This window comes from Anabaena sp. UHCC 0399, from assembly GCF_034931465.1.
In the GTDB taxonomy this organism is placed as follows: Bacteria; Cyanobacteriota; Cyanobacteriia; order Cyanobacteriales; family Nostocaceae; genus Trichormus; species Trichormus minutissimus.
Genome location: NZ_JAYGGZ010000030.1, coordinates 30,848 through 55,477 on the forward strand (window position 1 = coordinate 30,848; position 24,630 = coordinate 55,477).

The 24,630-nt window shown below is 41.0% G+C and carries 15 protein-coding genes; 5 read left to right on the top strand and 10 right to left on the bottom strand.

Annotated features, from left to right (window positions below):
* Positions 1-12: 12 nt before the first annotated feature.
* Positions 13-2,268, bottom strand: coding sequence for a RelA/SpoT family protein (locus tag VB693_RS16820; protein ID WP_190698425.1), 2,256 nt, complete (start codon positions 2,266-2,268; stop codon positions 13-15).
* A gap of 290 nt (positions 2,269-2,558) precedes the next feature.
* Here VB693_RS16820 and patD point away from each other — a divergent pair, with 290 nt between their 5' ends.
* Together patD and VB693_RS16830 are read left to right on the top strand one after the other, a co-directional pair.
* The gene (gene patD, locus VB693_RS16825) at positions 2,559-2,909 is read left to right on the top strand and encodes a heterocyst frequency control protein PatD (RefSeq protein WP_323267258.1); all 351 of its coding nucleotides are present in this window, start codon (positions 2,559-2,561) and stop codon (positions 2,907-2,909) included.
* Between the two features lie 130 nt (positions 2,910-3,039).
* Positions 3,040-3,402 carry a hypothetical protein gene (locus VB693_RS16830; protein WP_323267259.1) on the top strand — a complete coding sequence of 121 codons (363 nt, stop codon included), beginning with the start codon at positions 3,040-3,042 and terminating at the stop codon, positions 3,400-3,402.
* Positions 3,403-3,710: 308 nt separating this feature from the next.
* On the opposite strand, the gene VB693_RS16835 is transcribed toward VB693_RS16830, so the two are convergent.
* A complete protein-coding gene (locus tag VB693_RS16835) occupies positions 3,711-6,497 on the bottom strand; it encodes a TIGR02921 family PEP-CTERM protein (RefSeq protein ID WP_323267260.1) in 2,787 nt (928 codons plus the stop codon).
* Positions 6,498-6,910: 413 nt separating this feature from the next.
* Here VB693_RS16835 and VB693_RS16840 point away from each other — a divergent pair, with 413 nt between their 5' ends.
* The gene (locus VB693_RS16840) at positions 6,911-8,743 is read left to right on the top strand and encodes an ATP-binding protein (protein ID WP_323267261.1); all 1,833 of its coding nucleotides are present in this window, start codon (positions 6,911-6,913) and stop codon (positions 8,741-8,743) included.
* A gap of 23 nt (positions 8,744-8,766) precedes the next feature.
* On the opposite strand, the gene VB693_RS16845 is transcribed toward VB693_RS16840, so the two are convergent.
* Entirely contained in the window at positions 8,767-10,410 is a 1,644-nt protein-coding gene (locus VB693_RS16845; protein ID WP_323267262.1) for a sensor histidine kinase, read from the bottom strand.
* Positions 10,411-11,011: 601 nt separating this feature from the next.
* On the opposite strand from VB693_RS16845, the gene VB693_RS16850 reads away from it, so the two are divergent.
* Entirely contained in the window at positions 11,012-16,336 is a 5,325-nt protein-coding gene (locus tag VB693_RS16850) for a translocation/assembly module TamB domain-containing protein (protein ID WP_323267263.1), read from the top strand.
* 126 nt (positions 16,337-16,462) lie between these two features.
* Positions 16,463-18,121 carry an ABC transporter ATP-binding protein gene (locus tag VB693_RS16855; RefSeq protein ID WP_323267264.1) on the top strand — a complete coding sequence of 553 codons (1,659 nt, stop codon included), beginning with the start codon at positions 16,463-16,465 and terminating at the stop codon, positions 18,119-18,121.
* Positions 18,122-18,240: 119 nt separating this feature from the next.
* Here VB693_RS16855 and rdgB read toward each other — a convergent pair whose 3' ends face one another.
* The 7 genes from rdgB to VB693_RS16890 all read right to left on the bottom strand — a co-directional run bounded on the left by rdgB (position 18,241) and on the right by VB693_RS16890 (position 24,312).
* A complete protein-coding gene (rdgB, locus tag VB693_RS16860; protein WP_323267265.1) occupies positions 18,241-18,819 on the bottom strand; it encodes an RdgB/HAM1 family non-canonical purine NTP pyrophosphatase in 579 nt (192 codons plus the stop codon).
* A gap of 80 nt (positions 18,820-18,899) precedes the next feature.
* On the bottom strand, positions 18,900-20,336 hold the full coding sequence (locus VB693_RS16865) for a phosphoglucomutase/phosphomannomutase family protein (protein WP_323267266.1): 1,437 nt from the start codon (positions 20,334-20,336) through the stop codon (positions 18,900-18,902).
* 240 nt (positions 20,337-20,576) lie between these two features.
* Positions 20,577-21,065, bottom strand: coding sequence for a plasmid segregation centromere-binding protein ParR (locus tag VB693_RS16870; RefSeq protein WP_323267267.1), 489 nt, complete (start codon positions 21,063-21,065; stop codon positions 20,577-20,579).
* Positions 21,066-21,070: 5 nt separating this feature from the next.
* Positions 21,071-22,216 carry a ParM/StbA family protein gene (locus tag VB693_RS16875; RefSeq protein ID WP_190698453.1) on the bottom strand — a complete coding sequence of 382 codons (1,146 nt, stop codon included), beginning with the start codon at positions 22,214-22,216 and terminating at the stop codon, positions 21,071-21,073.
* An 8-nt stretch (positions 22,217-22,224) separates the two neighbouring features.
* Positions 22,225-22,380 (bottom strand): hypothetical protein, encoded by a 156-nt coding sequence (locus VB693_RS16880; protein WP_190698456.1) that lies wholly within the window; start codon positions 22,378-22,380, stop codon positions 22,225-22,227.
* Positions 22,381-22,439: 59 nt separating this feature from the next.
* A complete protein-coding gene (locus tag VB693_RS16885; RefSeq protein WP_323267268.1) occupies positions 22,440-23,057 on the bottom strand; it encodes a DedA family protein in 618 nt (205 codons plus the stop codon).
* 172 nt (positions 23,058-23,229) lie between these two features.
* Positions 23,230-24,312, bottom strand: a complete 1,083-nt coding sequence (locus VB693_RS16890; RefSeq protein ID WP_323267269.1) for a Gfo/Idh/MocA family oxidoreductase — start codon at positions 24,310-24,312, stop codon at positions 23,230-23,232.
* Positions 24,313-24,630: the final 318 nt, after the last annotated feature.

The following is a 24,630-nucleotide window of genomic DNA, read 5'->3' on the forward strand; positions in this document are numbered from 1 at the left end:
ACCTGTCCCCAATCAATCGTCGCTTTGACCAACACGACGGATATTGAGGATGTCGCTCATTTTTTTGATTTGAGTGAATACTTGTTCTAGTTGGGGGCGATCGCGTATTTCTATTCCTAAGTCCATTAATGCTGGTTGACCAATGGATGTTTTAACTTGGGCGTGACGCACGTTGATCCCTTGGTCACTTAATCTTGATAGGATATCCTTGAGTACCCCTACTCTATCGAGGGCTTCAATTTGGATATTCACTGGGTAGGTGTGGGGACGACCACTATTTTCTACACTGTGATTCCATCGCACTGGTACTAGGCGATCGCCTTCTACTGGTTCTAAATTATGACATCCTTGGCGATGGATGGAAATTCCTCTACCCCTTGTGACTGCGCCAATAATTGGTTCTCCAGGAATGGGGGTACAACAACCGGCAAGATAATATACTAATCCTTCTACACCGATAATTGGCGAGTCTGTAGCACGGGAAGTCGTTGGATATGTTTTGGGCGTGGATGACTCTTTTGGTAGTAAGGGGATGACTTCTGCTGTTGGTTGTTGCGCTTTCACGACTTCTCGCCAACGATTCAACACCAAATTTAAGGTTATTTCCCCATAACCTAAACCTGCTAGTAAATCTTCTGTACTATGGTAATTACATTTTTCTGATACGGTCTGCATGGATTCTGACTTCAGCAGATTATCAAAACCTGTTTTCCCTAGTTCCTTTTCTAATAACTCCCGCCCACGAGCCACATTTTCTTCCCGGCGCGATCGCTTGTACCATTGTTTAATCCGATACTTGGCTGTGGAAGTCCTGACAAAATTTAGCCAATCTAAGCTGGGATGACTATTCTTTTGGGTAATAATATCGACGATATCACCATTGTGTAGTCGTGTTGACAGGGGGACAATCCTACCATTCACCCGCGCCCCAGCACAGTGATTTCCTACTTCTGTATGGATACGATAGGCAAAATCTATTGTTGTTGAAGCTGGATTTAAGGAAACAACATCCCCTTTGGGGGTGAAGACATAAACATCGTCTTCAAATAAATTATCTTTGACGCTATCAAGATACTCTTGTGCGTCCTTCATGTCGCTTTGCCATTCCAATAGCTGCCGCAACCAGGTAAACTTGTCATCACTGGTTGTCAGTAGGCTATTAGACCCGCCCGTTTCTTTATACTTCCAATGGGCTGCAATCCCGTATTCTGCAATGTGGTGCATTTCTGTTGTGCGAATCTGCACTTCTAACGGACGACCGGTTAAGCCAATGACCCCTGTATGCAACGATTGGTAGCGGTTAGGTTTGGGTAAGCCGATATAATCTTTAAATCTGCCGGGAATGGGGCGGAAGGCATCGTGTACTACAGCTAAAGCCCGATAACATTCTTCATTTGTCTCTACAATAATCCGCAGGGCTGCCAAATCATAAATTTCATGAAATTCCTTTTGCTGTCGCTGCATCTTCTGGTAGATGCTATACAGATGTTTGGGACGACCACTAACGTCTAAACAACGAATTCCTGCTTGCTGTAACCGTTGCTGCAAAGTTGTTGTAGCTTTAGCTAATTTCTCTTCCCTGGCTGTCCGTTTTTCCGAAACGTGCTGCTGAATTTCGCGAAAGGCTTCTGGTTCTAAATACTTAAAGGCTAAATCTTCTAATTCCCACTTAATCCGCCAGATCCCCAAACGATTGGCTAAAGGTGCAAAGATATCTCTGGTTTCTTGGGCTGAACGGCGGCGGCTGTCTTCAGACATATATTGCAGAGTTCGCATATTATGCAACCTGTCTGCCAACTTCACCACAATTACCCGAATATCCTGCGCCATTGCCAAAAACATTCGCCGAAAGTTTTCAGCTTGTCCTTCAGTTTTGCTTTTGAAATTAATTTTAGAAAGCTTGGTGACACCTTCCACCAACTGACGCACTTCCGCGCCAAATAGCTGCTCTATTTCTTCAATTGTGACATCTGTATCTTCAACTACATCATGGAGAAATCCAGCTGCTATCATAGCGGGACTGCCTCCTAAGTCGCGCAGCAAACCAGCTACAGCCACAGGATGGCTAATATATAATTCTCCTGACTTGCGATATTGACCTTTATGCAGCTGATAAGCAAATTCAAACGCCCGGCAAATTAACGTGTTATCACTATAGAGGCGGTCATCTTCTGCTGCGTTGTGCTGGGCTGATGTCTCCCGCAAAGATTTCTTCAGCCATTCGGGAAGGGAAAGATCAGTCGGGGAACTTATAGCTATGCTGCTCATACAATAGGAGAGGTGATCTCTGGATAAGTGGGAAATAGATGCAACTGGCAGCATCATCAGTCTATGATGTTGCTGTCCTGGTGGGGGGATGAAAATAGTAACAGGATGATTCCCTATATACCTATGGTACTCATCCACTGCGGGTTTTCATGATCATATGTGGAAAAAAACGTAGATTGCAAACACAGCCTCAAAGCAAAGTCTGAGGCTGATAATACAAGTAAGAGCGTAAGATAGATTATTGTAGAAGAAAATTTTCTTGACATTAATACTATCTTAAATAGCAGTGAATGTCTTTAAGTTCTGATAAATATCAAGCACTGGTAAACTTACTTGAACAATTGCGTACAGATGTCAGCAATCTTTACGTTACTACACCTGATATGAAACAGCGTGTAGCCAGCTTACAACAATTGTTTGCTCAAGAAATCGTCCCTTTGGCGGTAGATGCAAACTCGCGAGAGCAATCTTACCAGACGGAAATAAGCAAGCAGTTACGCCTGTTGGAAGTAGATGTGATGTTTTTACAAGGGGCGCGGCAAACATCGACGGTACAAACAAGACTAAAGACAATTAGCGATCGCCTCACAACACTAACTCAATATTGCCACGCCATACTGCAACAAGATACACAAGAATGAGGCAAGGGAGCAGGAGTGTAGGGGCGAAATCAAGTCAAAAGTCAAAAGATTCTTTTACCTTTTTACTTTTTCATCCCCTATGCCCTCCTACGCTGGTGTTATAATTAGGGGTTAAGCAGGAACAAAAATTATGACTACAGTTGTTATCTTGCCGATATCAGATGCCAGTGGTGAAAAATGTTATCAAGCGATCGCCGGCGATAAGTCTTCTGTATGTAAAACTGCGGGACAGGCTCTAGATGCTTTAACTGCTGAGTTAGGTGAAACGGGATTTAGTGCTTTGTTGGTGATTCAAAGTTTTCGCCCTGATCAGTTCTTTAGTGCCGAGCAGCAAAAACGCTTATCTGAAATGATGAGTTTATGGCGGACAGCACGCGACAAAGGACAAGAGCTTTCTTTTGAGGAACAAGCAGAATTAGACAGTCTTGTTGATGCTGAACTCAAAGCTTCTACAGCACGGACAGCATCTCTACTACAGCAAATCAGCCCATGAACCCCTACTATAGTTTGGTTGCAGACCAGGCTAATCATCGCTGTGAATATTGTCATGCGCCTGAGTTGATTTTAATCTTGCCTTTCGTTTAGGTATATTTCCATAGTTGGTTGATCTACTACTGATATTTAAGTCAATAATTGAACGTGAGTTCGACGAATTTTAAAAACCCCTCTCCAAACTTCTCTCCTGCAAGGAGGCTTAAAAAGCTAATTTTTTATTATTTAAGCCCCTCTCCGCATCGGAGAGGGGTTTGGGAGAGGTCATCGAACTTACGTATTAGAGTTTAGAAAAATCTGATGTTGATTTTAATTCGCAGTCCGTTTTTGCCGTTTCAGGATGAATATAGCGGCTGCACCAATAGCTAAAATCCAGCCGCCGGAAGGTTCGGGGATGCTGGTGCTGGTTTTCAAGGGATTATTGGGTTTGGTGAGGGTTTCTTTACCATCTTCTATTTTGCGGTCAAAGCGATCGCTTGCGGCTTCGGCTTCTTTGAGTAACCGTCTTTGTTCGTCGTTGACTAATACCAACATAGAAGAGTATGGACTAACAATCTCATACTTTTTCGCGATCGCGTGAATTGCATCTAAGCTTTTGAGGTTGTCTAACTTGATTTGTTTACTCAAGCTTAAAATCAATTGTCGGGCGGCTAATGGTTGTAAATCTGCTGACGGTTGAGGGTTATTTACCTCTGCGGTATCAGTTTTTTGCAGATACCACGCATAATTATCTACTACACTCACAACAGAGTCACCTAACGCTGATTTCGTAGCAATTCGTTGCAATACCTCTGCAATATCTTCCGAGACTCCACCGCCAGTATCTTGGATCGATTTGATCATCCCATCGTTGTAGGCTGCGGGTAATCCACCTAAATGCACCATCCATAGAGGCGCAGGTGAGGCAACTACAATCTTATTCTTACGGGATAACTCATAACTCCCCTCATCACTAATGAGTAATACTGCATCATAGGCTGTGTCACCGCGCAGTTGATTAAACTGTTCCAACATTTGTTGGGGTTGAAGTGTACCGTAAAAGGTAGTTTTTTCCGCTTGGAATTGTTGGATATCATCCAGCCGTTGGGGTTCTGCACCCTTAGCGACACTGATGTATAAATCAGCATCATTATTAGTTAAATCCTTGTCTGCAAAGCCATGCTGTTTTAACCAATCCCAAGTTTGTGCTAATTCCTTGGTATGACTACCCATACTGCGGGAAGTATCCAAAACTAAGGCGATGCGTTGGGTTTTGGGTAAAGAATAATCTTTTGGGGATAAAGGCTTGGCGATAATGCGATCGCCATTTTCTAAGTTCACTTCATGGAGTGCAGGCTGTACTTTACTACTGGCGGGGACAAATTCTTCTAACCAATCATCCTGTTTAAAGTTGATAGCTTTACCGTTACGGGTACGTTTAGTATCCTGACTCCAGAAAATATTGCGTTTTTCCCCTAAATCTGGCATCGCCCAACCTTGATCTTTACCCATCACCTTGTAAGTTAGCCATAGGTGCATTTCCGTGGCGCGTGGTGGTTGTCCTTGGATTTGTAGCACATTATTGGGAGGGATGGGAAAAGCCCTCAAGCGATAATGTCTTGGCCCTACTTGTTCCAGTAAAGCCGGATCTACAGGGCGTTCTCTTCTCACCTGGGAATTGTAAACTTTTTGGGCAGCACCGCGAGGAGAAACAGTGAAAGGGAAACGTTGGGATAGTTTGTTAGTATCTCCCAACCATAATCCGGTAATTACAGCACTTTCTGGCAAAGAAAACGAATAAAAAACTTCTTGAACTTCTCGAGTTTGGTTTTTGTAAACTTCGTATAACTCCACATCAGCCCAATCACCATGTTCTTTAATTGTGACTTGTTGTGATGCTAACCAAACTTTTTTCTCGTTGATATTTAATAAACCAGCCTTAACTTCTTGCTGGTTAAAAGTAGATTGTACAGCATGACTAACTGCTGCTTTTTCTGCTTTTTGTAGTGGGGTATCAAAAAATTCTGCATAAAGTTTTTCGGCTTTTTCAGCATCTTTTTCTGAACCTTGATATAAAAATGGTGACATCAAGAAGTTATAGCCATTTTGGATGTTATTAGCTACTGATTTGTCTAAGCCTAGTACCTGTCGATACATAGCACTGATATGATTATTTTCTTCTCTACTACTGAGATAGCGATAAGAAGATAAATAAGCGTTGACTAAACCATCGCGAATTTCGTTTGATTTAGCTAAAATGGTTTGGTGATTGCGCTCATTATTAGAAGAATCAGCTAATAGAGAAAAAGCCAAAGCTTGAGGCTGTTGTTGTAGAGATATAAAGGTGATAAAAAAAGCAATTACAACAGCACTAGCACCAGCTAAAGTCTTTTTATTTCCGTAATCTCTAGCAAAAGCTTGTAAAATTCTAGAGCCAGAATTTACATACATTGCTGCTAGTGCGGAAGGCATGAAAATAAATAAAGTGGCACTAAAGGCAAAGAGAAGAAACCAAAGGGCAACCAACCATAAACCACCAATTAACGAGAAATCAGTCAATATATACCATAAACCTTTTAACCACTCAAATTTAACAAACTCCTGCACCAAAAACGCTGCTAAAGGCAAGGCATAAAATAGTAAGATTACACCTGCATAGATGCCGAATAGCAGCATTAAACTATGTGCTAGCATTTGCACCCATTGCAGAGTATTTTTTCGTCTAGAAGCATACCCAAAAAATAATTCTCCGCCAAATGCTGCAATACATATACCAATTGTGGCGATAATCTGGGTACTAGCAGGTGTCAATTCCCGAATGACAAACAACCGCAACAAACACAAAACAAATAGTGGTGCTTCTACCCCATAAAATAAGCGGATGAGTTGTAGGGGTTGTGTGATGAAAAACTTACCTCCAATAAGAGAAGAAATTGTTGGTATGGCGATTAAGGTAACTAGAGTTAGAGAAAATTCTGCGGGGATATCACCCTGTAAGGTGGCTTGGAATAATGGTACAGCTATCCAAGGCATTATCCCGAAATAGACAAACATTAAAAATGTTAAGTTCCACAGCCAAAATATGGCGTAAAAGGTAGTATTCCAAAAAATCTTCACAGCTTGATACCCTCCTATTAGCAGTTATTAATGCTTCTACAGAATCCAGTTGTCACATTCCCAGTTTTAGATCGATAAATTAGATAAATGTTTACAGTGTTGTCAGAAAACAAGACTGTAACTTTATAGTTCCCAAAAGTTGGGGAGAGTGGAAATTTAAACGCAGAGGGGAAGAGAGGTAATTGCGGAGGTACGCGGAGGGTTGACTACGAATTTCATGGAATGCGGAATGCTGTACTTACTTAATTAGCGATCGCCTCATGAGTTTGATTCGCTATTGCTGCGCCATACTCCAACAAAACACCTCCAGACGCATCTGAATCATGAGTTTGTGATCAAGCTTTGCTGTTAGACTGCAAGGGATAAAGGGAATCATAGAATCAACAAAAGTCCTTTTAGGTAGTGAAGATTCTATGCTGAAAATTAAGTTAGGAATTGGGCAAAGGATTAGTCTAGGATATGCCATTACCCTAGGTATTGCTGTTTCTGGAACGGTTGCTGGTTTTGGTATTGGTCGTCACTATTACCAACAAGCTAGCGAAAGGAAACAATACATCCGCAATGAAGTTGAATTACTGCATCGTTTGCAAGCTGGTGTTCTTCAGGCGCGTACCCATCAACAACAACTCATTCCCTTAGTCAAAAACCCAGAAAGTTATAATGAGGAATATGCTCATTTGCTGCACCATGAAGCTGAAATAAAAAGTCATTGGGCTAAGTTAAAGGCTTTTGTGAAGATAAAGTCTAAACCTGCGGGAGATATAAATCTTACAGAAATACCAAAATTTTTGCAAACTTATAATGATGTTCCACAACAGTATTTTCAAGAACTAGAATACCGGAGAAAGCAGATACAGACATTAAATTTGAATACACCAAAAGATATTGAACAAGCTCAAAAAATATTAATTGAATTTACAAATAGTGATTTAGCACTTAATTTTGATGGCATTTCTGATGATTTAGTAGATATTATTAAAAATTCTTATTTAACAACAAAGCAAACTAATGAATTGCATGAACAATCCACCAAATTATCTCAACAAATTGTTCTTACTAGTATTACCTTATCAGTGGGTATTTCAATTCTCTTAGCACTTTTTACTAGTCGAGCGATCGCTCGACCTATTCAAACATTAACTAATATAGCTAGACGTTCTACAGAAGAGTCGAATTTCAATTTACAAGTGAATATTGATAGTAATGATGAAATTGGTGTGCTTGGCAACTCTCTCAATCAATTAATTGCTACAGTTAAACAACTATTAAACCAGCAACAGGCAGCTAACGAACAACTAGCAGCTTATAACGAAACTCTAGAACACAAGGTAAAGACAAGAACCGAAGAACTCAGTGAAAAAAATATCCGTTTGCAACAACTGCTAGAGGAATTACAACGTACTCAATTGCAAATGGTGCAAAGCGAAAAAATGTCTGCTTTGGGGCAAATGGTAGCAGGGATAGCCCACGAAATTAATAATCCAGTTAACTTTATCCACGGCAATCTGGCTCATGTCCAAGAATATGCTGAAAATCTCTTGAATTTTGTACAATTGTACCAAAAATATTACCCTGAACCAGTATCAGAAATAGTAGATGAAGCAGAAAATATCGAACTGGAATTTATCCAGGAAGATTTACCAAAAATGTTAGATTCAATGAAAATTGGTACAGATCGGATTCGCCGGATTGTGCTGTCATTGAGGAACTTCTCACGTCTTGATGAATCAGCATTCAAAGCGGTAGATATTCATGAAGGGATTGATAGCACTTTGCTAATTTTACAACATCGTCTGAAAGATACACCAGAATACCCCGCTATTCAAATCATTAAAAATTATGGTAATTTACCTTTGATAGAGTGTTATCCTGGGCAACTCAATCAGGTATTTATGAATATTTTAGTCAATGCTATTGATGCTCTAGAAGAACAACAAAGTAGGCAAAAAAAGAATCAGATTACTATTAGTACATCTATTAAAGATTCTCAGTGGGTGCAAATTGCGATCGCTGATAACGGTTCTGGTATCCCTGAAGATGTTCAAAGCAAAATTTTTCAGCCATTTTTTACTACGAAGCCATCCGGTAAAGGTACAGGAATGGGAATGTCTATCAGCCTGCAAATTATTACCGAAAAACACGGGGGGAAATTAGATTGTTTCTCTACTATTGGTCAGGGAACAGAGTTTATTATTCAGATTCCCGTAAGCCAAAATTTCACACTTGCTACCGTTAAGGAATGCTAAGTAATATAAATTCAATAATTTATCTAAGCTAAACGCTGAACGATAGGAATTTCAATGACAAATTCTATGCCTTTTGGTTGATTAGAATTACAATATAGCTTTCCAGAATGTTTCTCCACAATAATCTGGTAACTAATCGATAATCCTAGTCCTGTACCCTGACCTACAGGCTTAGTAGTAAAAAATGGGTCAAACAATTTGTCACGAATATTTTCGGGAATACCTATACCATTATCAATAATCCGAATTTGTATCCAAGATTCATTTAGTTGATAAGTGCAAATACGAATTGCAGAAGGGTTATTTTTAATTTCATCACCTGTACGTTGTAAGTTATATTCATGTAAAGCATCTATGGCATTAGCCAGAATATTCATAAATACCTGATTCAGTAAACCAGGGTAACATTCAACCAATGGTAATAAAGCATATTCTTTAATTATCGAAATTTCTGGATTTTTGTCCATAGCTTTCAGACGATGAGATAAAATCATCAAAGTACCATCAATACCTTCATGAATATCTACTGCTTTGATTTCCGCTTCATCAAGGCGAGAAAAATTACGCAGGGATTTAACAATTTTCTCAACTCTGTCAGTACCAATTTCTATAGATTTAAGGATTTTGATAAAATCTTCTTGGACAAATTCTAAATCCATCTCTTTGATTTGGGATTGAATATGATCTGGAGGTTGGGGATAATATAGCTGATAATTATGTATAAGCTTTAATATGTTAGATGAATATTGTTTTACATAGTCAATATTGCATTTAACAAAAGTGATTGGATTATTGATTTCATGGGCAATACCAGCTACCATTTCACCCAAAGAAGACATTTTTTCTGTCTGAATTAATTGGATTTGAGCTTGTTGCAATCTTTGTAATGTTTGAGTGAGTTGAGTATTTTTATTTTGCAACTCTTTTGCTCTTTTTTCTACACGCACTTCTAATTCATGATTGATATTTGTTAATGCTTTTTGAGCAATTTTACTAGATTTTAAATAGTTCTTTAATAAACGCAAAACTAATAACCATGAAGGGATAAGGAAAGCTAAACTAATAAAGGAAGCACAAATTGACCATAATAGATATCGGCGATATTGGAAGACTCTATTATATATTTGAAGAGAAATACTTTGATTTATTTTATTAACTCCTGATGCGTATTTTTTCTTTTCTGATTCGTATTTTTGACTTAACAAAAGGGATTTAGCTGCTAGTTTTTGACCTGTTCTAACTAAATCAAAAGATTTATATTCCATCGCTACTAAACGTTGATTCGCAGCATCAGTCTCTTGTGCATCTTGATTATTATAAGCTTGGGGAGCAAGTTTAATTGATTCTTTAATGGCTGCATCTAGTAAAGGTTCAAATTTACGATATCTTATTTCCCAAATGGAATCACCTGTAGCAGCATTCATGCGGGCTGACATCGTAAGAACTTCATCATAATAAGTAATTTTTTCATTCAAACTTCGTAGTTTTAATTCGTTTTCAAGAAGATTATTAAAATCATTATAAGCTCGCCAAGTAATCCATGTTTGAGGTAAAAATAAAACTAGAGTTAGTATAACAGTGATAGTAATTAACTGAGATGGAAGGAGTTTAAATGGAAGCCGAAATAATTTTAAACATATTGATTTAATATTTGTTTTTTGAAACATGATAAAAATCTATATTACTTTTCTAAAAATAGTGATTCTAGATGAATAGTTGTCAAAGGATTTAGGTTGAACTCATTATGAATAAATGAATATAAATTCTATCTGCGATCGCATAAAAGTCAAATTTTTCTAGGAATTGCAGTTACTACTCCCAAAGGAAGTATTATTATTGTCTAACCATAAATAATATTGTCTGTTTTAATAATTATACGCACCTCCGTATTTTTTCTTAATCTTGTGAGAAAGTTAAACAACAAGAATAAAGTAATAAAGGAAGAAGCATCTTCTTTTATTATCTTTCCCATGAAAAATACAAGCAATTTTCATATAAAAATTATTAAAAATGTGAATTTTTAAGCTAGCAAAAGTAGTAAATAATGACATAGAACAACCCTTTTCCTCTTAACTCAAACTTATATCTGACTGAGGATTCCAGAAACCATCGCGTTCTGGTGATAAGTTGTCATCAAAATTTTATTGGAGATGCGGCACTAGTTGCGGATTCCGTGTGCGTCAAGATGGTACAATCACCATAGTTGAAGGATCATCAAGCACTCAAGAAATCCACTTACTGCCTAGTAAGCAGACACTAATAATAAAAATGACGCACTCACCAAAATCAGGAAATGATCAGGAGTCAGCGAACCGTCGTTTATTAAATCTTCTCCTTTCAAGACGTACCAACCTAGTTGTAGGAATTATTTTGCTCACTGGAATCGCATCTGGTACTTGGTGGGTAAGACAATATGTATACAACGATTTAGCCCCGTTAGTAGAAACAAATCTGGAGCAATTGCTGGGGCGACCAATAAAATTAGGCAAAATTGCAGCTTTTTCATTCTCTAGTCTGAGATTTAGCTCTCTATCGATACCAGCAACTTCTACAGATCAAGATTGGGTGAAAGCAGAGAGCGTTGATGTGCAGTTTTCACCCTTACAAATATTACTTACCCGAACATTACCATTAAATGTCACATTAGTTCAGCCCAAGGTCTACATCCAACAAGATCAAGATGGTAGTTGGGTTACGGCTGATGTTAAGAGTGGAGAAGGTCAAGGTGCTATTCAAATTGAGTTACAAACACTCAAGCTTGTTGATGGGAATGTAGAGTTATTACCAGCATCCACATCAATTAAGCCGAAAGGTTCTGTAGTTATAGATAAATTTGGTGGTATTGCGCGATTTTCACCTAAAAACACAGGGGTTGGTTATGAAATAAATGGTCAACTTACCAGAGGCGGTACAGTTAATATCTCTGGTGAAACAGAATTGAAAACACAAGCAACTAGCCTCAAGGTTGTAGCACAAAGTTTACAAGCTTCTGATGTCAGTCGCCTAATTCAATTGCCAATTATTTTACAAGCAGGACGTATAGATGCCGATTTAGGACTGAAAATCCTCTCCAATTCCGCAGATATAGTAATTACGGGGACAGCTACTCCTAGTGGGGTGACTGCTCAAATCCAAGATATTCCCCAACAGTTTACTAATACTAATGGTAACTTGACATTTAAAGGTCAGGCGATCGCTCTAGATAATCTCACGACAAACCTTGGTCAAGTCCCCATCGTAGCAAATGGAACAGTTAATACACAAACAGGTTTTAACATCTCAGCCCAGGTAAAACCAGTCAGTGCGAAAAATATTTTAGACACACTCAAAGTAGATTCACCAGTGATAGCTACTGGCGAAGTGCAAGCAGATATTAGGTTGCAGGGGACACTTCAGCAGCCAATTCTTAGCGGTACAGCCAGCAACACCAAACCAATTCAAGTTGACCGTGTTCAATTTAAAACCGTCAATACTGATTTTCGTTTGAGTATATCTGAAAATGCTTCTCGAATTTTTGTCTCAAATTTAATACTAGTCCCCGCCGCAGGTGGTGAAATTACAGGAAGCGGTGAAGCTACTCTGGGTGATCAAGTAAATTTTAAGATTCAAGCAGTCGATATATCCGGGGATATACTAGCACGTAGCTATGGCTTGACTCCTCCCATCAATGTGGGTAATGTCTCAGCAGAAGCAGAAATTACTGGCTCATTAGATAAACAATCTTTGGCACTGAACATTTCTAGTGTAGAGGTGAAGCCGCCAGCCGGGGGACAAATCGTGGGGAGTGGTCAAGTTCAGCTAGCACCCCAAGGGAATGTATTATTCAATATTAAAGCCCAAAATTTACCAGGGGATGCGATCGCTAAAACCAACACCCCTGCATCTACAATCAAAGTCGGTTCTATATCAGCCAATGCGAGAATTTCCGGTACTCTTGGCAATCTGCGGACAGTAGCACAACTGCAAGCACCTACTGCTACCTATCCAACTACGGGGCGAGTTGTGATTACTCAACAAGGGCAGAATATCCTATTGCCAAGTGCTGTTTTTAACGTAGTAGGTGGTACAATTACAGCCAATGGTCAGCTTACTCAACAACGCTGGCAAGCTGCTGTCAATGCCCAAAGTTTACAATTAAATCGTTTTCAGGAGATACCACCACAGTTCCAGGGAGTTGTAAATAGTGCATCAGTAAATTTGTCAGGAAGCACTACGGCTTTTCAACCTGCAAATATTCAAGCTACAGGAGAGGCCAGCTTGAGTTTAGCAGGAGGTGGCGTTAATCTGAGAGACATTAACCTCAATGCTGGTCGCTGGCAAGCCGTTGTCAACGCTGACCAAATACAACTCAACCGTTTCTCACCACAACTCCAAGGACGGCTGAACAGCGATATCAAATTGACAGGGACAACGGAGTCTTTCGAGGTTGCAGATATTCGCGCAGCCGGACAAATCCGCGCTTCCCAAGTCGTACCCCAGTTAGCGCAACCGCTAACAGCCCAATTTCAGTGGAATGGACAGCAGATTATAGTCCAACGTGCGAGTATTCCAGGATTTAGTGCTAGTGGTGCGATCGCTGTACAATTACCCCAGACGGGTACACCCCAAATCACTGGGTTTAATTTGAATGTCCTAGCAGAGAATTTCAACCTGCAAAACACTGGCTTGCAAGTCCCTGGAGATATAGCAATAGCAGGTTTACTTGATTTTAATGGGCAAGTTACAGGGACTCTGGAAACTCCCAAGGCTACTGGTAATATCAAGCTGCGGAATTTCAATGTCGGTAACTTAGCATTTGACCCAGTTTTAACTGGAGACGTGATTTTTCAAGGAGGACAAGGAGCAACACTGCAACTTGCAGGGAGACAAGACAAAATAGCAGTTAATCTGGGTGCAGATTATCTCCCCACCTCATTTTTACTCAAGTGCGGTCAGGCGATTAGCACAGGTAGAATCGCAGCAGATAACTTAATTATCAACGCCCAACAGTTTCCTATAGCTCTGGTTGGTGGCTTTTTACCTGACAATAGCTTGAAACCTCTAGGGGGAGAACTATCGGGAAATTTAGTTGTTAACCTGAATAGTTATGCAGCAAGTGGAGACATAGAGATAATTAAACCCCGTGTTGCTAGAGTCTCAGCAGAAGAATTTCGAGCTAATATCAACTATGCCGATGGGACTGCTAGCTTAACTAATGGTCTATTGCGGTTAGGAAACAGCAGCATAGCTCTCAGTGGAAATTTGCAAACCGGTAATGACCCCAAATTTCAAGTACAAGCTGATTTAGAGCCAACTAAAATTGAGCAAATCTTGCAAGCATTTAATATCTTCGACCTCCAAGACCTTGGTAGCGGGTTGGAGTCTCCAACGTTAGCCGGAGCAGAGGTACTCGACACTACACCTGTGAGTTTACCGAATGCAGACTTGCAAACACAGTTAGAGTATTTTTCCCAAATTGAAACATCGGTAGCACAACAACAGCAGCAAGAGAAAGAACAAGCAACCTCTTTACCTACCCTTGCAGAATTAACAGGTGCTTTAAGTGGGGGAATTACAGCTAGTGGTTCATTAAAATCTGGTTTGAATGTCGGCTTTAATTTCCAGGGTAATAACTGGCGATGGGGTGAATATTCGATTAATCAAGTCACAGCTAAAGGTAATTTTGCAGATGGTGTAGTTACACTCTCACCATTAACTCTGGGGATAAATCAAGGATTAATCGCTTTTTCTGGACAGTTAGGAACAGAACAACTATCTGGAAACTTAAATGTAGCAAGTTTACCCCTGTCACTTTTACAGCCTTTTATCGAGCAATACCCTGTAGATGTCACAGGTCAAGTAAATGCTGTAGCTAACTTGCAAGGTAGTTTAAATGACCCTAAAGTTAATGGTGAAGTTTCGTTAGCTAATGCCACTGTAAATCAGCAACCTGTGCAAACAGGACAGGTAAAATTTAATTACAACAATGCTCGTCTGGGTTTTGATAGCACCTTGTTATTGACTGGGACACAACCCCTATCAATTACAGGTAGCGTACCTGCACCGCTACCTTTTGCGGCAGTGCCATCAGATAATAATCAACTCAGTGTCAACGCCAGTTTGAATAATGAAGGATTGGCACTGTTAAATGTATTTACCAATAATCAAGTTAGTTGGGTAGATGGTCAAGGCCAAGTAGATGTTAATGTTCAGGGTACGTTAAAAGAGCCAATTATCAATGGAACTACCAGAGTTAATAATGCTACTATTCGCGCTCAAGCTTTATCCGAACCCCTCACAAATGTCACAGGAACACTGGTATTTGATGGTAGTACGCTAAATGTAGAGGGTATTCAAGCCAATTATAATCAAGGGCTAGTAGCTGTCACAGGAATTTTACCTATTTTTACTCCTCAGCCAGACGCATCCAATCCCCTAACCGTATCTATAGAAGAACAACTAGATTTTCAAGTTCCAGGATTGTATCAAGGTGATGTTAGCGGTAATGCCGTAATTCGGGGAACAGCACTAAAACCTGTAATTGGTGGAGAGATAGAACTGAGTGATGGTCAAGTCATTATTGGCAAATCTGCGGCTGATAGCTCAAACCCAGCAAACACGACTGCAACGACACCAGAGCCTACTTCTATTACTCTCAATACACCAGAGGCTAGCAGTAATCCAGTAACTACAACAGAGGTTAGCACTACACCCAACTTACCTATAGAGTTTGCAGATTTACGATTGGTTCTGGGCGACGATATTCGGGTTACAACTGAGTCTCTACTCAGCTCTATACCAGGAGCATCGGCATTTAGTCAACCTGTACTGAGCTTTGATGCTAAAGGCGACCTGACTATCAATGGTACTCTAGCCAAGCCCCTCCCTCAAGGAGTCATCCGTTTGACAGGAGGACGAATCAGCTTATTTTCTACAGAGTTTACCTTGGCGCGGGGCTATGAACAAACAGCGACGTTTACTCCCAGCCAAGGACTTGACCCCAGCCTAGATGTCCGATTGGTGACAATTGTATCTGAGACATCGGCAACAGGTAGTCAAATCTTAGAATCACCTTTGTCTTCGGAAATTAGCGATATTTCCGCTAACAACTTTGGGACTTTACGTACCGTTCGCGTCCAAGCAAGGGCGACAGGTAAGGCCAGTGAATTAGCAGACAATTTGGAATTGACGAGTGAACCTCGCCGAAGTCAGGGAGAAATTGTTGGTTTGTTGGGTGGCTCGATTCTTAATTCTCTCAGTCAGCCAGGAGATTTAACACAAGGATTGACTAATTTCGCCGGCTCTACTGTTTTAGGTGGTTTGCAAGGAACTATCACTGCTATCGGACAGGCGGTTGGCTTTAACGAATTTCGGATATTTCCTACTCCTGCTACTAGTCAAGAATCAACTACATCTTCAGTTCTCAATTTGTCAGCAGAGGGTGTGTTTAACGTCAACCGTAACTTATCTGTCTCCTTATCACGCGCTTTTGCTACCAATGAGTCTTTCCGTTACAATTTGCTTTATCGTCTCAATGACGAAATTCTTGTACGTGGCGCGACTAATTTGGGAAATGAAAATCTATTCTTATTTGAATATGAAGCCAGATTTTAGCATCAGTAGCAATAATATTTGATTATATTTCCCTATTCAAATCCAATACTTTAATTTAAAGAATTTGATACACTAGCTTAAATTTAAAAATATCCAAGCTGGTAGCTTTGGGCTGATAAATAAACTATGAGTAAAGAGTTATTTTGTATCGAAAATTTGCGTGTCGCTTATCCGCAGCGTAACGGGGAAGAACTACAGTGGGCAGTTGATGACGTATCTTTTACCTTACAACCTGGTGAAAAAATGGGGTTAGTTGGTGAATCGGGTTGTGGTAAGTCTACCTTGGGACGGGCGGCAATGCGTCTACTACCAGCTTCTAGTCAAGTGGAAGGGCGCGTGACATTTCAAGGAGAATCGGTATTTGATTTAACACCAACCCAATTGCGGAAATTTCGGGGAGAAGCGGTAGCATTAATTTTCCAAGACCCGATGACGCGGCTTGATCCTCTGATGACAATTGGGAATCACTGCATCGAAACTTTGCAAGCCCACTTACCAGAGTTATCAGCCAAGGAAGCCAAGGAACAAGCACTGGCTACTTTAGAAAAGGTGAAGATTCCCGCTAGTCGGTGGAATCAGTACCCCCATGAGTTTAGCGGCGGGATGCGTCAACGGGTAGCGATCGCCCTAGCTTTACTTCTAAATCCTAAATTAATTGTCGCTGATGAACCTACCACTAGCTTAGATGTCACTGTCTCCGCCCAGATTTTACAAGAATTAACCCGCCTTTGTAGTGAGGAAAATATGGCACTGCTGCTAATTTCTCACGATTTGGCAATGGTGGCGGAATATTGCGATCGCATTGGGGTAATGTACCAAGGTAAAATGGTAGAGATGGGTTATACAGATACTGTCTTTAAGAATCCCCAACATGAATATACGCGATCGCTTTTGCAAGCAGCGTTACACATTCAATCAGTTGATGAGGTGGGGACTGGCGACTGGGGACTGGCGACTGGAGAAAATCACACTCAATCCCCAATCCTGCGAGTAACGGAACTTAAGCAGTATTACACTATCGAACCTAACTTTATAGAACGACTGTTTAAGGCGGAAAGTCAAACTATTAAGGCTGTAGATGGAATTAATCTGGAATTGTATCCAGGGGAAATTCTGGGATTAGTAGGTGAATCTGGATGTGGTAAAAGTACCCTATCGCGGACAATATTACAGTTAATTCGTCCGACATCTGGAAAGGTAGAGTTTTTAGGACAAGATTTAACTAAGCTGTCCCGTCCAGAAATTCGTGCTTCCCGGCGACAAATCCAAATGGTGTTTCAAGATCCTCATGCTTGTCTTAACCCAGCTATGACGGTGGGACAAAGTATAGGCGATCCTTTATTAATTCATCATCTAGCTGATGCAACCAAAGCCAAAGAACAGGTGTTATGGATGTTGGAGAAAGTCGGCTTAACACCAACGGAATTATATTATCAACGTTATCCATCAGACTTGTCTGGGGGACAGCAGCAACGGGTAGCGATCGCACGGGCTTTAATTACTCGTCCTAAACTATTAATCTGCGACGAACCCGTGAGTATGTTAGATGCGAGTGTACAGTCCCAAGTGCTGGAATTGATGTTGCAATTAAAAGATGAGTTTGAGTTGACCTATTTGTTTATTACTCATGACCTGTGGTTAGCAAGATTTTTGTGCGATCGTATTGCCGTGATGCACGGTGGTAAAATTGTCGAACTTGGCCCCACCAAACAGATATTTGCTAACCCGCAACATCCCTACACCCAAACTCTCCTAGCTGCTGCTCCCCTACTAGCACGAGCTTAGAAAAATCAACCGCATTGCGCCAACAGCAGATGCAAAATCTATGCGGGTAGCACTTGTGTGTACACCGTAGCTCCGCGTCGGAGAGGGGTTGGGGAGAGGTCATCGAACTCACGTTTTTCTTACTCAGCACTTAGTGCGGTCAATTGAGGAAGTAAAGCAGCGAAAGCTTTACCTCGATGACTAACTGATTTCTTTACTTCTAGCGTCATCTGGGCAAAAGTCAATTGTTTTTCCGGAACATAGAAAACTGGATCGTAGCCAAAACCACCATCACCACGCGGTGCATGAAGAATTTCGCCAGGACAAATACCTTCAGATTGAATAGCAATATTACCATCAGGAGAAGCGATCGCCACTACACACACAAATTGAGCTTTGCGGTTAACTTCGCTACCTAATTCCCTAAGTAATCTGGCAATGCGATCTGAGTCAGATGCACCATAACGGGCAGAATATACCCCTGGTGCGCCATTGAGGGCATCTACTTGTAAACCAGAATCATCTGCGATCACCCAATTTCCTGTCGCTTTCGCTACTTCAGAGGCTTTCAGACAAGCATTTGCCGCAAAAGTATCACCGGTTTCTTCAATTTCTAATTCTTCCGACTTCAGTTTTAATTCCCAGTCGGTATCTTTGAGGTAAGCTTGCATTTCCCGCAACTTACCAGGATTACTTGTAGCTACGATAAGTATAGTCATTAGTTCTGAGAAAATTCGTAATTTCTAATTCGTAGTTCATAATTGCGAATTACGAATTACGAATTACGAATTATTTAATCTTACTCTGCCCAGTGTTTTGCCCAAGCTAGGGTTTTATGTACTTCTTCTAAGCTGGAAGCTTCGCAGTAGAGGCGTAAAACTGGTTCTGTTCCACTGAATCTGATCATTAACCAGCTATGATCAGCGAGGCGGAATTTGTAACCGTCTATGGTTTTACAGTCAATTACAGCTTTACCGACAATTTCTGTTAATGGTTGAGTTTCCAGTTGTTGCAAAAGACGCGCTCTTACTTCCATGCTGGCTAGGGGCAAATCAATGCGATCATAGGCTGAGGTAAAGCCTGTTTGCTGTTGTAAGTGGCGATAATAATCTCCTAAATCTTGCCCAGATTCCACGATCGCCTCTAAGACATACAATGCTGATAATAGGGCATCTCTTTCTGGTATATGGCTACCATAACCAATCCCTCCCGATTCTTCCCCACCTAACAAAACTGGTGCGGCTAACATCCGGTCAGCAATGTATTTATACCCAACTGCTGTTTCAAATACTGAGAGGTTATGTAGTGCGGCTACCTTGGGAATCAAATCTGAACCACTAACGGTTTTGACGATTTCGCCTGTAAAGTTGCGTCTTTGGGTGAGGTGGTCGATTAATATGGGGATGAGAACTTGGGAGCTTAAAAAGTTAGCGTTACCATCAACGGCGGCGATGCGATCGCAATCTCCATCAAATACCAACCCTACTGTTAAACCTGATTTATTGCTCTCTCGGTGAGTTTTGATGACATCAAATAGCCCAGATAGGTATTTAGGTAAGGGTTCTGGCGCACCACCACCAAATAAGGGGTCACGACTGCTATTGATTTCTTGGACACGTTCACCTAATAATCTGCCCAAACCACTCGCAGCTGCACCGTGCATGACGTCAGCAAATACGGTGAGTTTACCAGAGGCGATCGCTTCTCGGAGTTTGGCGATATTAACTTTTTTTTCTAAACCTTGGGTATAACTCGGCCAAGGATCAAATGTTTCTAACTTACCGGGGGTAGCTGCTGGTGGTACACCTACTGATAACTGTTCTTCTATATTTTTTGTAACTTCTGGTGATACTGAACCACCAAAATAACCTTTGACTTTTAATCCTAAATATGCACCTGGGTTATGGCTAGCTGTAATTACTAACGCACCTAAAGCGTTGAGTTGTTTTGCTGCCCAACTAAAAGCGGGGGTTGGGGCATAGCTTTCACTCAGCAGAACATCAAAGCCGATGGCTGTAACAGAATTGGCAACGGCACGGGCAAAGTCTTCTGCCATAAATCGGCGATCGTAACCCACAATAATAGTGCGGCTACCTACTTCCGAAAAATATGTATCATATAATACTTTTGCTGCAACTGGCGCGACCAAAGCTAGACGTTCAAAGGTGAATTCATCACCAATTACGCCCCTCCAGCCGTCTGTACCAAACTTGATGGGGCTAGCTATAACTGGCATTCAGGTATCCTCGGTAGTACACTTGAGGATTCTAGCATTTGTACAGTTGGCTCAGTAGCAAAAGAAGCGTAAGAAGGTGATAGATGACAGGTGAATTTTAGATTTTAGATTTTAGATTTTAGATTCAAACTAATTCAAAATTCAAAATTCCCAATCTATAGATATTAATAATCCTTAATAGTCAAAACTATTAAGGAGTTTTTATAGGAGCATGAGATGCTCACAATTTATGGTGCTTCGTTAAAAATCATCCAGAAACTGACTTAAACGACTAATAACTGGGTCAACCTCTTCTGGTGGTTCAACAGGATAGGTAGTAGTGTTGACTACATCTGCTGCTGGTGCGGGTGGAGGCGAAGAGTATATTACAGGTCGTTCTGTCACCATAATTGCCAGATGCGCCATTTGCTGCGTTAGTTGCAAAATTTGGCTCTCCAATGCCTCCAACCGATGGGATTCTTTGGCAAAAAAACGTTCCTCAAGGCCAGCCACTTGACGTTGCAGGTCATCGATTTTTTGTTCAACCGAAGCTATCTCTGCTGTTTTGAGACCAGGTTTTACGGATTCCGGTACGCATAGAGTTTGCCATAAGGCTTCTTTACAGAGGTCGCTGAAAGTTTTTTCTGGTTGTTTTTCTAAATAATTTTCTACAACCGCCAACAAACTTTCGTCAGCAACCTCTGGGTTGAACGTAACCGATTTAACTACCTTTTTTGACCATTGGAACATTCTTTTTAAGCCCTAGAAGAGCGACTGGAGGATAATTGCGCCTCTCCATAAATATACTGCCCCAAAGCGTTAGCTTGTCTAGAAGGAGCTGATAGATGAGCGTTAATTTTCGCTTCTTTGAGTAGACGTTGCACATCTTCCCAGAAGAATTCTCCACCGCCGCCGGTGATGATTACGTCGGTGACACGTTCTGGCAACCAAGCTAAAACTCGACTGCAAATTTCTCGTGAAAACTGCTCAATGAGGTTGGGTAGAAAATCATCTAGGTTAGTAGGCTTGCTTGCGCCTTTGGGACGGTAGAAGCGATCGCCTTTGGGTTTGTTAACGGCAGAAATTAACGCTAGAGATTGACTATCTGCGCTCTCAATTTCAGCTGCTACCATCTCATAAAACTTGCTCATGCCGAAGTCTTCACTCTTAGAAGCACCACGAGCAAACCGGAAGTTATCCACCATCAATAAATCAATGGTTTGGTGTCCGATATCGACGATCGCCACAGATATTTTTGTAAAATCAGGGCTGCTACCACCTTTTTTGGGTTGGGCTTCTGACCATAACAAACTGCCATAGCCTTCTGGCATTACCCAAACTTTAGAGATATTCAAAGATAAAGATTCGCCCCGGAAGTTCAACATATGAGGCCCGGTGACTTGGCTGATTATCTGGGCTTTTTCTCGTTCAAATTGTTCTAACGAGAGGAAAGGTAGACCCAGGACTACAGAAATTTCATCTTTGAGTTTGAAGTAGCCAGCACACGCCAAAACTTTCACCAGTGCATCTTCCACTTTGGACTGGCCAACTCCTAAGTTAGCCCCAAAGTCTGCTGCTAGTTGACCAACGGCGTAGCCTTTGCCTTGATACTCCAGCCATAAGTCCATGAGAGGGTCAGTAGCACGAGCTTCAAACACGCCACCGCGTACCTGTTCGATGGACATTTGCTTGACGTTGGCAGGTACGAACATCACATTGTTAGGTTCGCGGCTCACACAGGTCTTTGTGGAGGTTCTGCCCAAATCGACACTGAGAATAGATTTGCCCAAACCATTATTAGATTTAGGCACTGTGGTATTGAGGGGGGTAGATGCTGATACCCTGTTGAGAGGGATGGCAGCAGCATTCATCGGGGTAGCGGCGGAAGGTTGGTCAGTCATACAAGCTCCTAGTCCTTTCTTAACTGTAAAAAGTTACCATGCCTATCGTACAAATATGCGGGATACCAGAAATTTTCAGCTTCGTCAAGTGTAACTACAAATACGCCAAAATTTAAAGTTTTAATAAAATTTAGGCGATCGCTTTCTTCAGCATTATTTGGCATAGTGTAGGCGAATTTTTACCAGATGTAACCCCCAGTTGACAACTAAAAGTAACTGTTTTTCAAATTCTGCTATTTCTGCGCTTACGTTTGAGTATCCAGGCGACAAATGCTAAAACCAAAATCCCAAGTACAATTTTGGATACAGGGGCTAGGTACTTATCCACAAGTTCATACTGACTACCCAACATATATCCTGAGTATGTTAGCAAACCAACCCAAGCTGCGCTACCTAATGTTGTATAAAATAAGAATGGTAGCAAACTCATATTGCTCATACCTGCGGGTACGGAAATCAAAGTCCGCACCCCAGGAACTAAGCGACCAATGAAAACTGCTTTATTACCTTGAGTATCAAACCACCGCTTGGCTTTAGTAATATCCTTGCTAGATACACCAATCCACTTGCCATACTTTCTAGCAAAGACCTTCAAACGCCTTTCCCCCCAAAATTTACCGGGATAATACCAAATAAGTGCGCCAGTGACAGAACCGAACAGTCCGGCAAAAAACACACCCAAGATATTTAGCCTTGAATCTGGAAGATTTGCTGTATAACCTGCTAGTGGCATAATCAATTCTGAAGGAATTGGTGGAAACAGGTTCTCCACAAACATCAACAGAGCAATTCCGCCATAGCCTAAAGATTCAATAATATTTTTGATCCAATCCGATGACATACAATAGTTATCTCAAAACTTGATGTTTGTAGTGAGGACTTTAGTCCTTATGCTTTTGAGGACTAAAGTCCTCACTACGAACAACTAAAAAATAAAAAAGCAAAAGTCAAATTTTTTACTGTTGACTTTTGCCTTTTAACTTTTAACTTTTAACTTTTAACTTTTAACTTTTTTACGCTGTGGGAGTCAATGATTGCACTCTTGATTCAGACTCCCAATCTAATGGATTCCATACCCGTTCTTCCAGAGCCATCTGTTCAATTAAACTAGCTAATCTCAAAGCCTTAAGTGCTTGTTCACCACCTACGGAAGGCTGATTACCACCGTGTACGCAGTTGACAAAATGCTCTAATTCTGCACTTAGGGGTTGAATGTTGGTAGTATAAACTTTTTCAATCAAACCATCTTGCCGATATAAAACTTGCTTATGATCGTTGAGAGAGTTAGCAGGTGTTTGTCGATGAATTAAAATTTCATTCTTGAGAAAATCTGCTTCAGTAAATGAGTTTTTACAGTGGGCGACGATGCGGCGGATTTTGCGGTGTGTGACTTTGCTAGCTGTCAAAGTAGCAACAATGCCATTGGCAAATCCCAAGGTAGCCGTCACGTAATCTAAATAACCGGAGTCTAAGGAACGAGTACCACTGGCGGTTAATTTTGTGACTGGTGAAGCTGCCAATTCCAGCAGCAAATCGATGTCGTGAATCATCAAATCCAGCACCACCGAAACATCATTGGCTCGGTCAGAGTAAGGACTCATCCGATGAGCTTCTAGTGCTAAAACTTCTTCTGTTTTCAGGACTTTGTGCAGCTCGCGGAAGGCTGGATTAAATCGCTCAATATGACCTACTTGCAGGATACACTGAGAATCAGCAGCAGCATTGACTAAGGATTCCGCCTCAGAAATACTAGCAGCAATGGGTTTTTCAATTAAGACATGAATGCCTGCCAAAAGACAGTTGATGCCCACAGCATAATGCAAGCGAGTGGGAACAGCTATGCACACAGCTTCTACATGGGGGAGCAGGTCACAGTAATCTTCAAAAAAACGCACCTTGTATTTACTGGCGGTTTCTAAGCCTCGTTCGACATTAATATCTGACACACCGACTAGTTCAACATCCTTCATTGAACTCAGTGTCCGGGCGTGATGTTGTCCCATGTTGCCTACGCCGATTACACCTATGCGAATCGGTCGTGGCTGGTTGCGCTGTGTATATGAATTTGGTTCTGCCACTGACATGCTATTTTGCACTATTGTTCTCTCCTCAACCACCAAATTTAGAGACGCTATGGCCGTTGGCGTTTATACTTGACAGCCGATTATTATCCGTCTAAAACCATCCAGATGGTAACATAGAGGCTCTGTTTATGAAGAATTTCAAAGTTTGCGATGAGTTCCCGTAATTTGGCTGTCTTTTGTATAGACATTGCTCAAGTGTACGGTTTTTTCTGTTATACACAAACTACAATCAGCCTTTTTATTACCTTTAAAAACCTAGTAGTTCTAAGTGGAAATATTTAAAAGACAGTTAGACAATAAATTATCTGGATTAAAGATTAGCAATTCCAT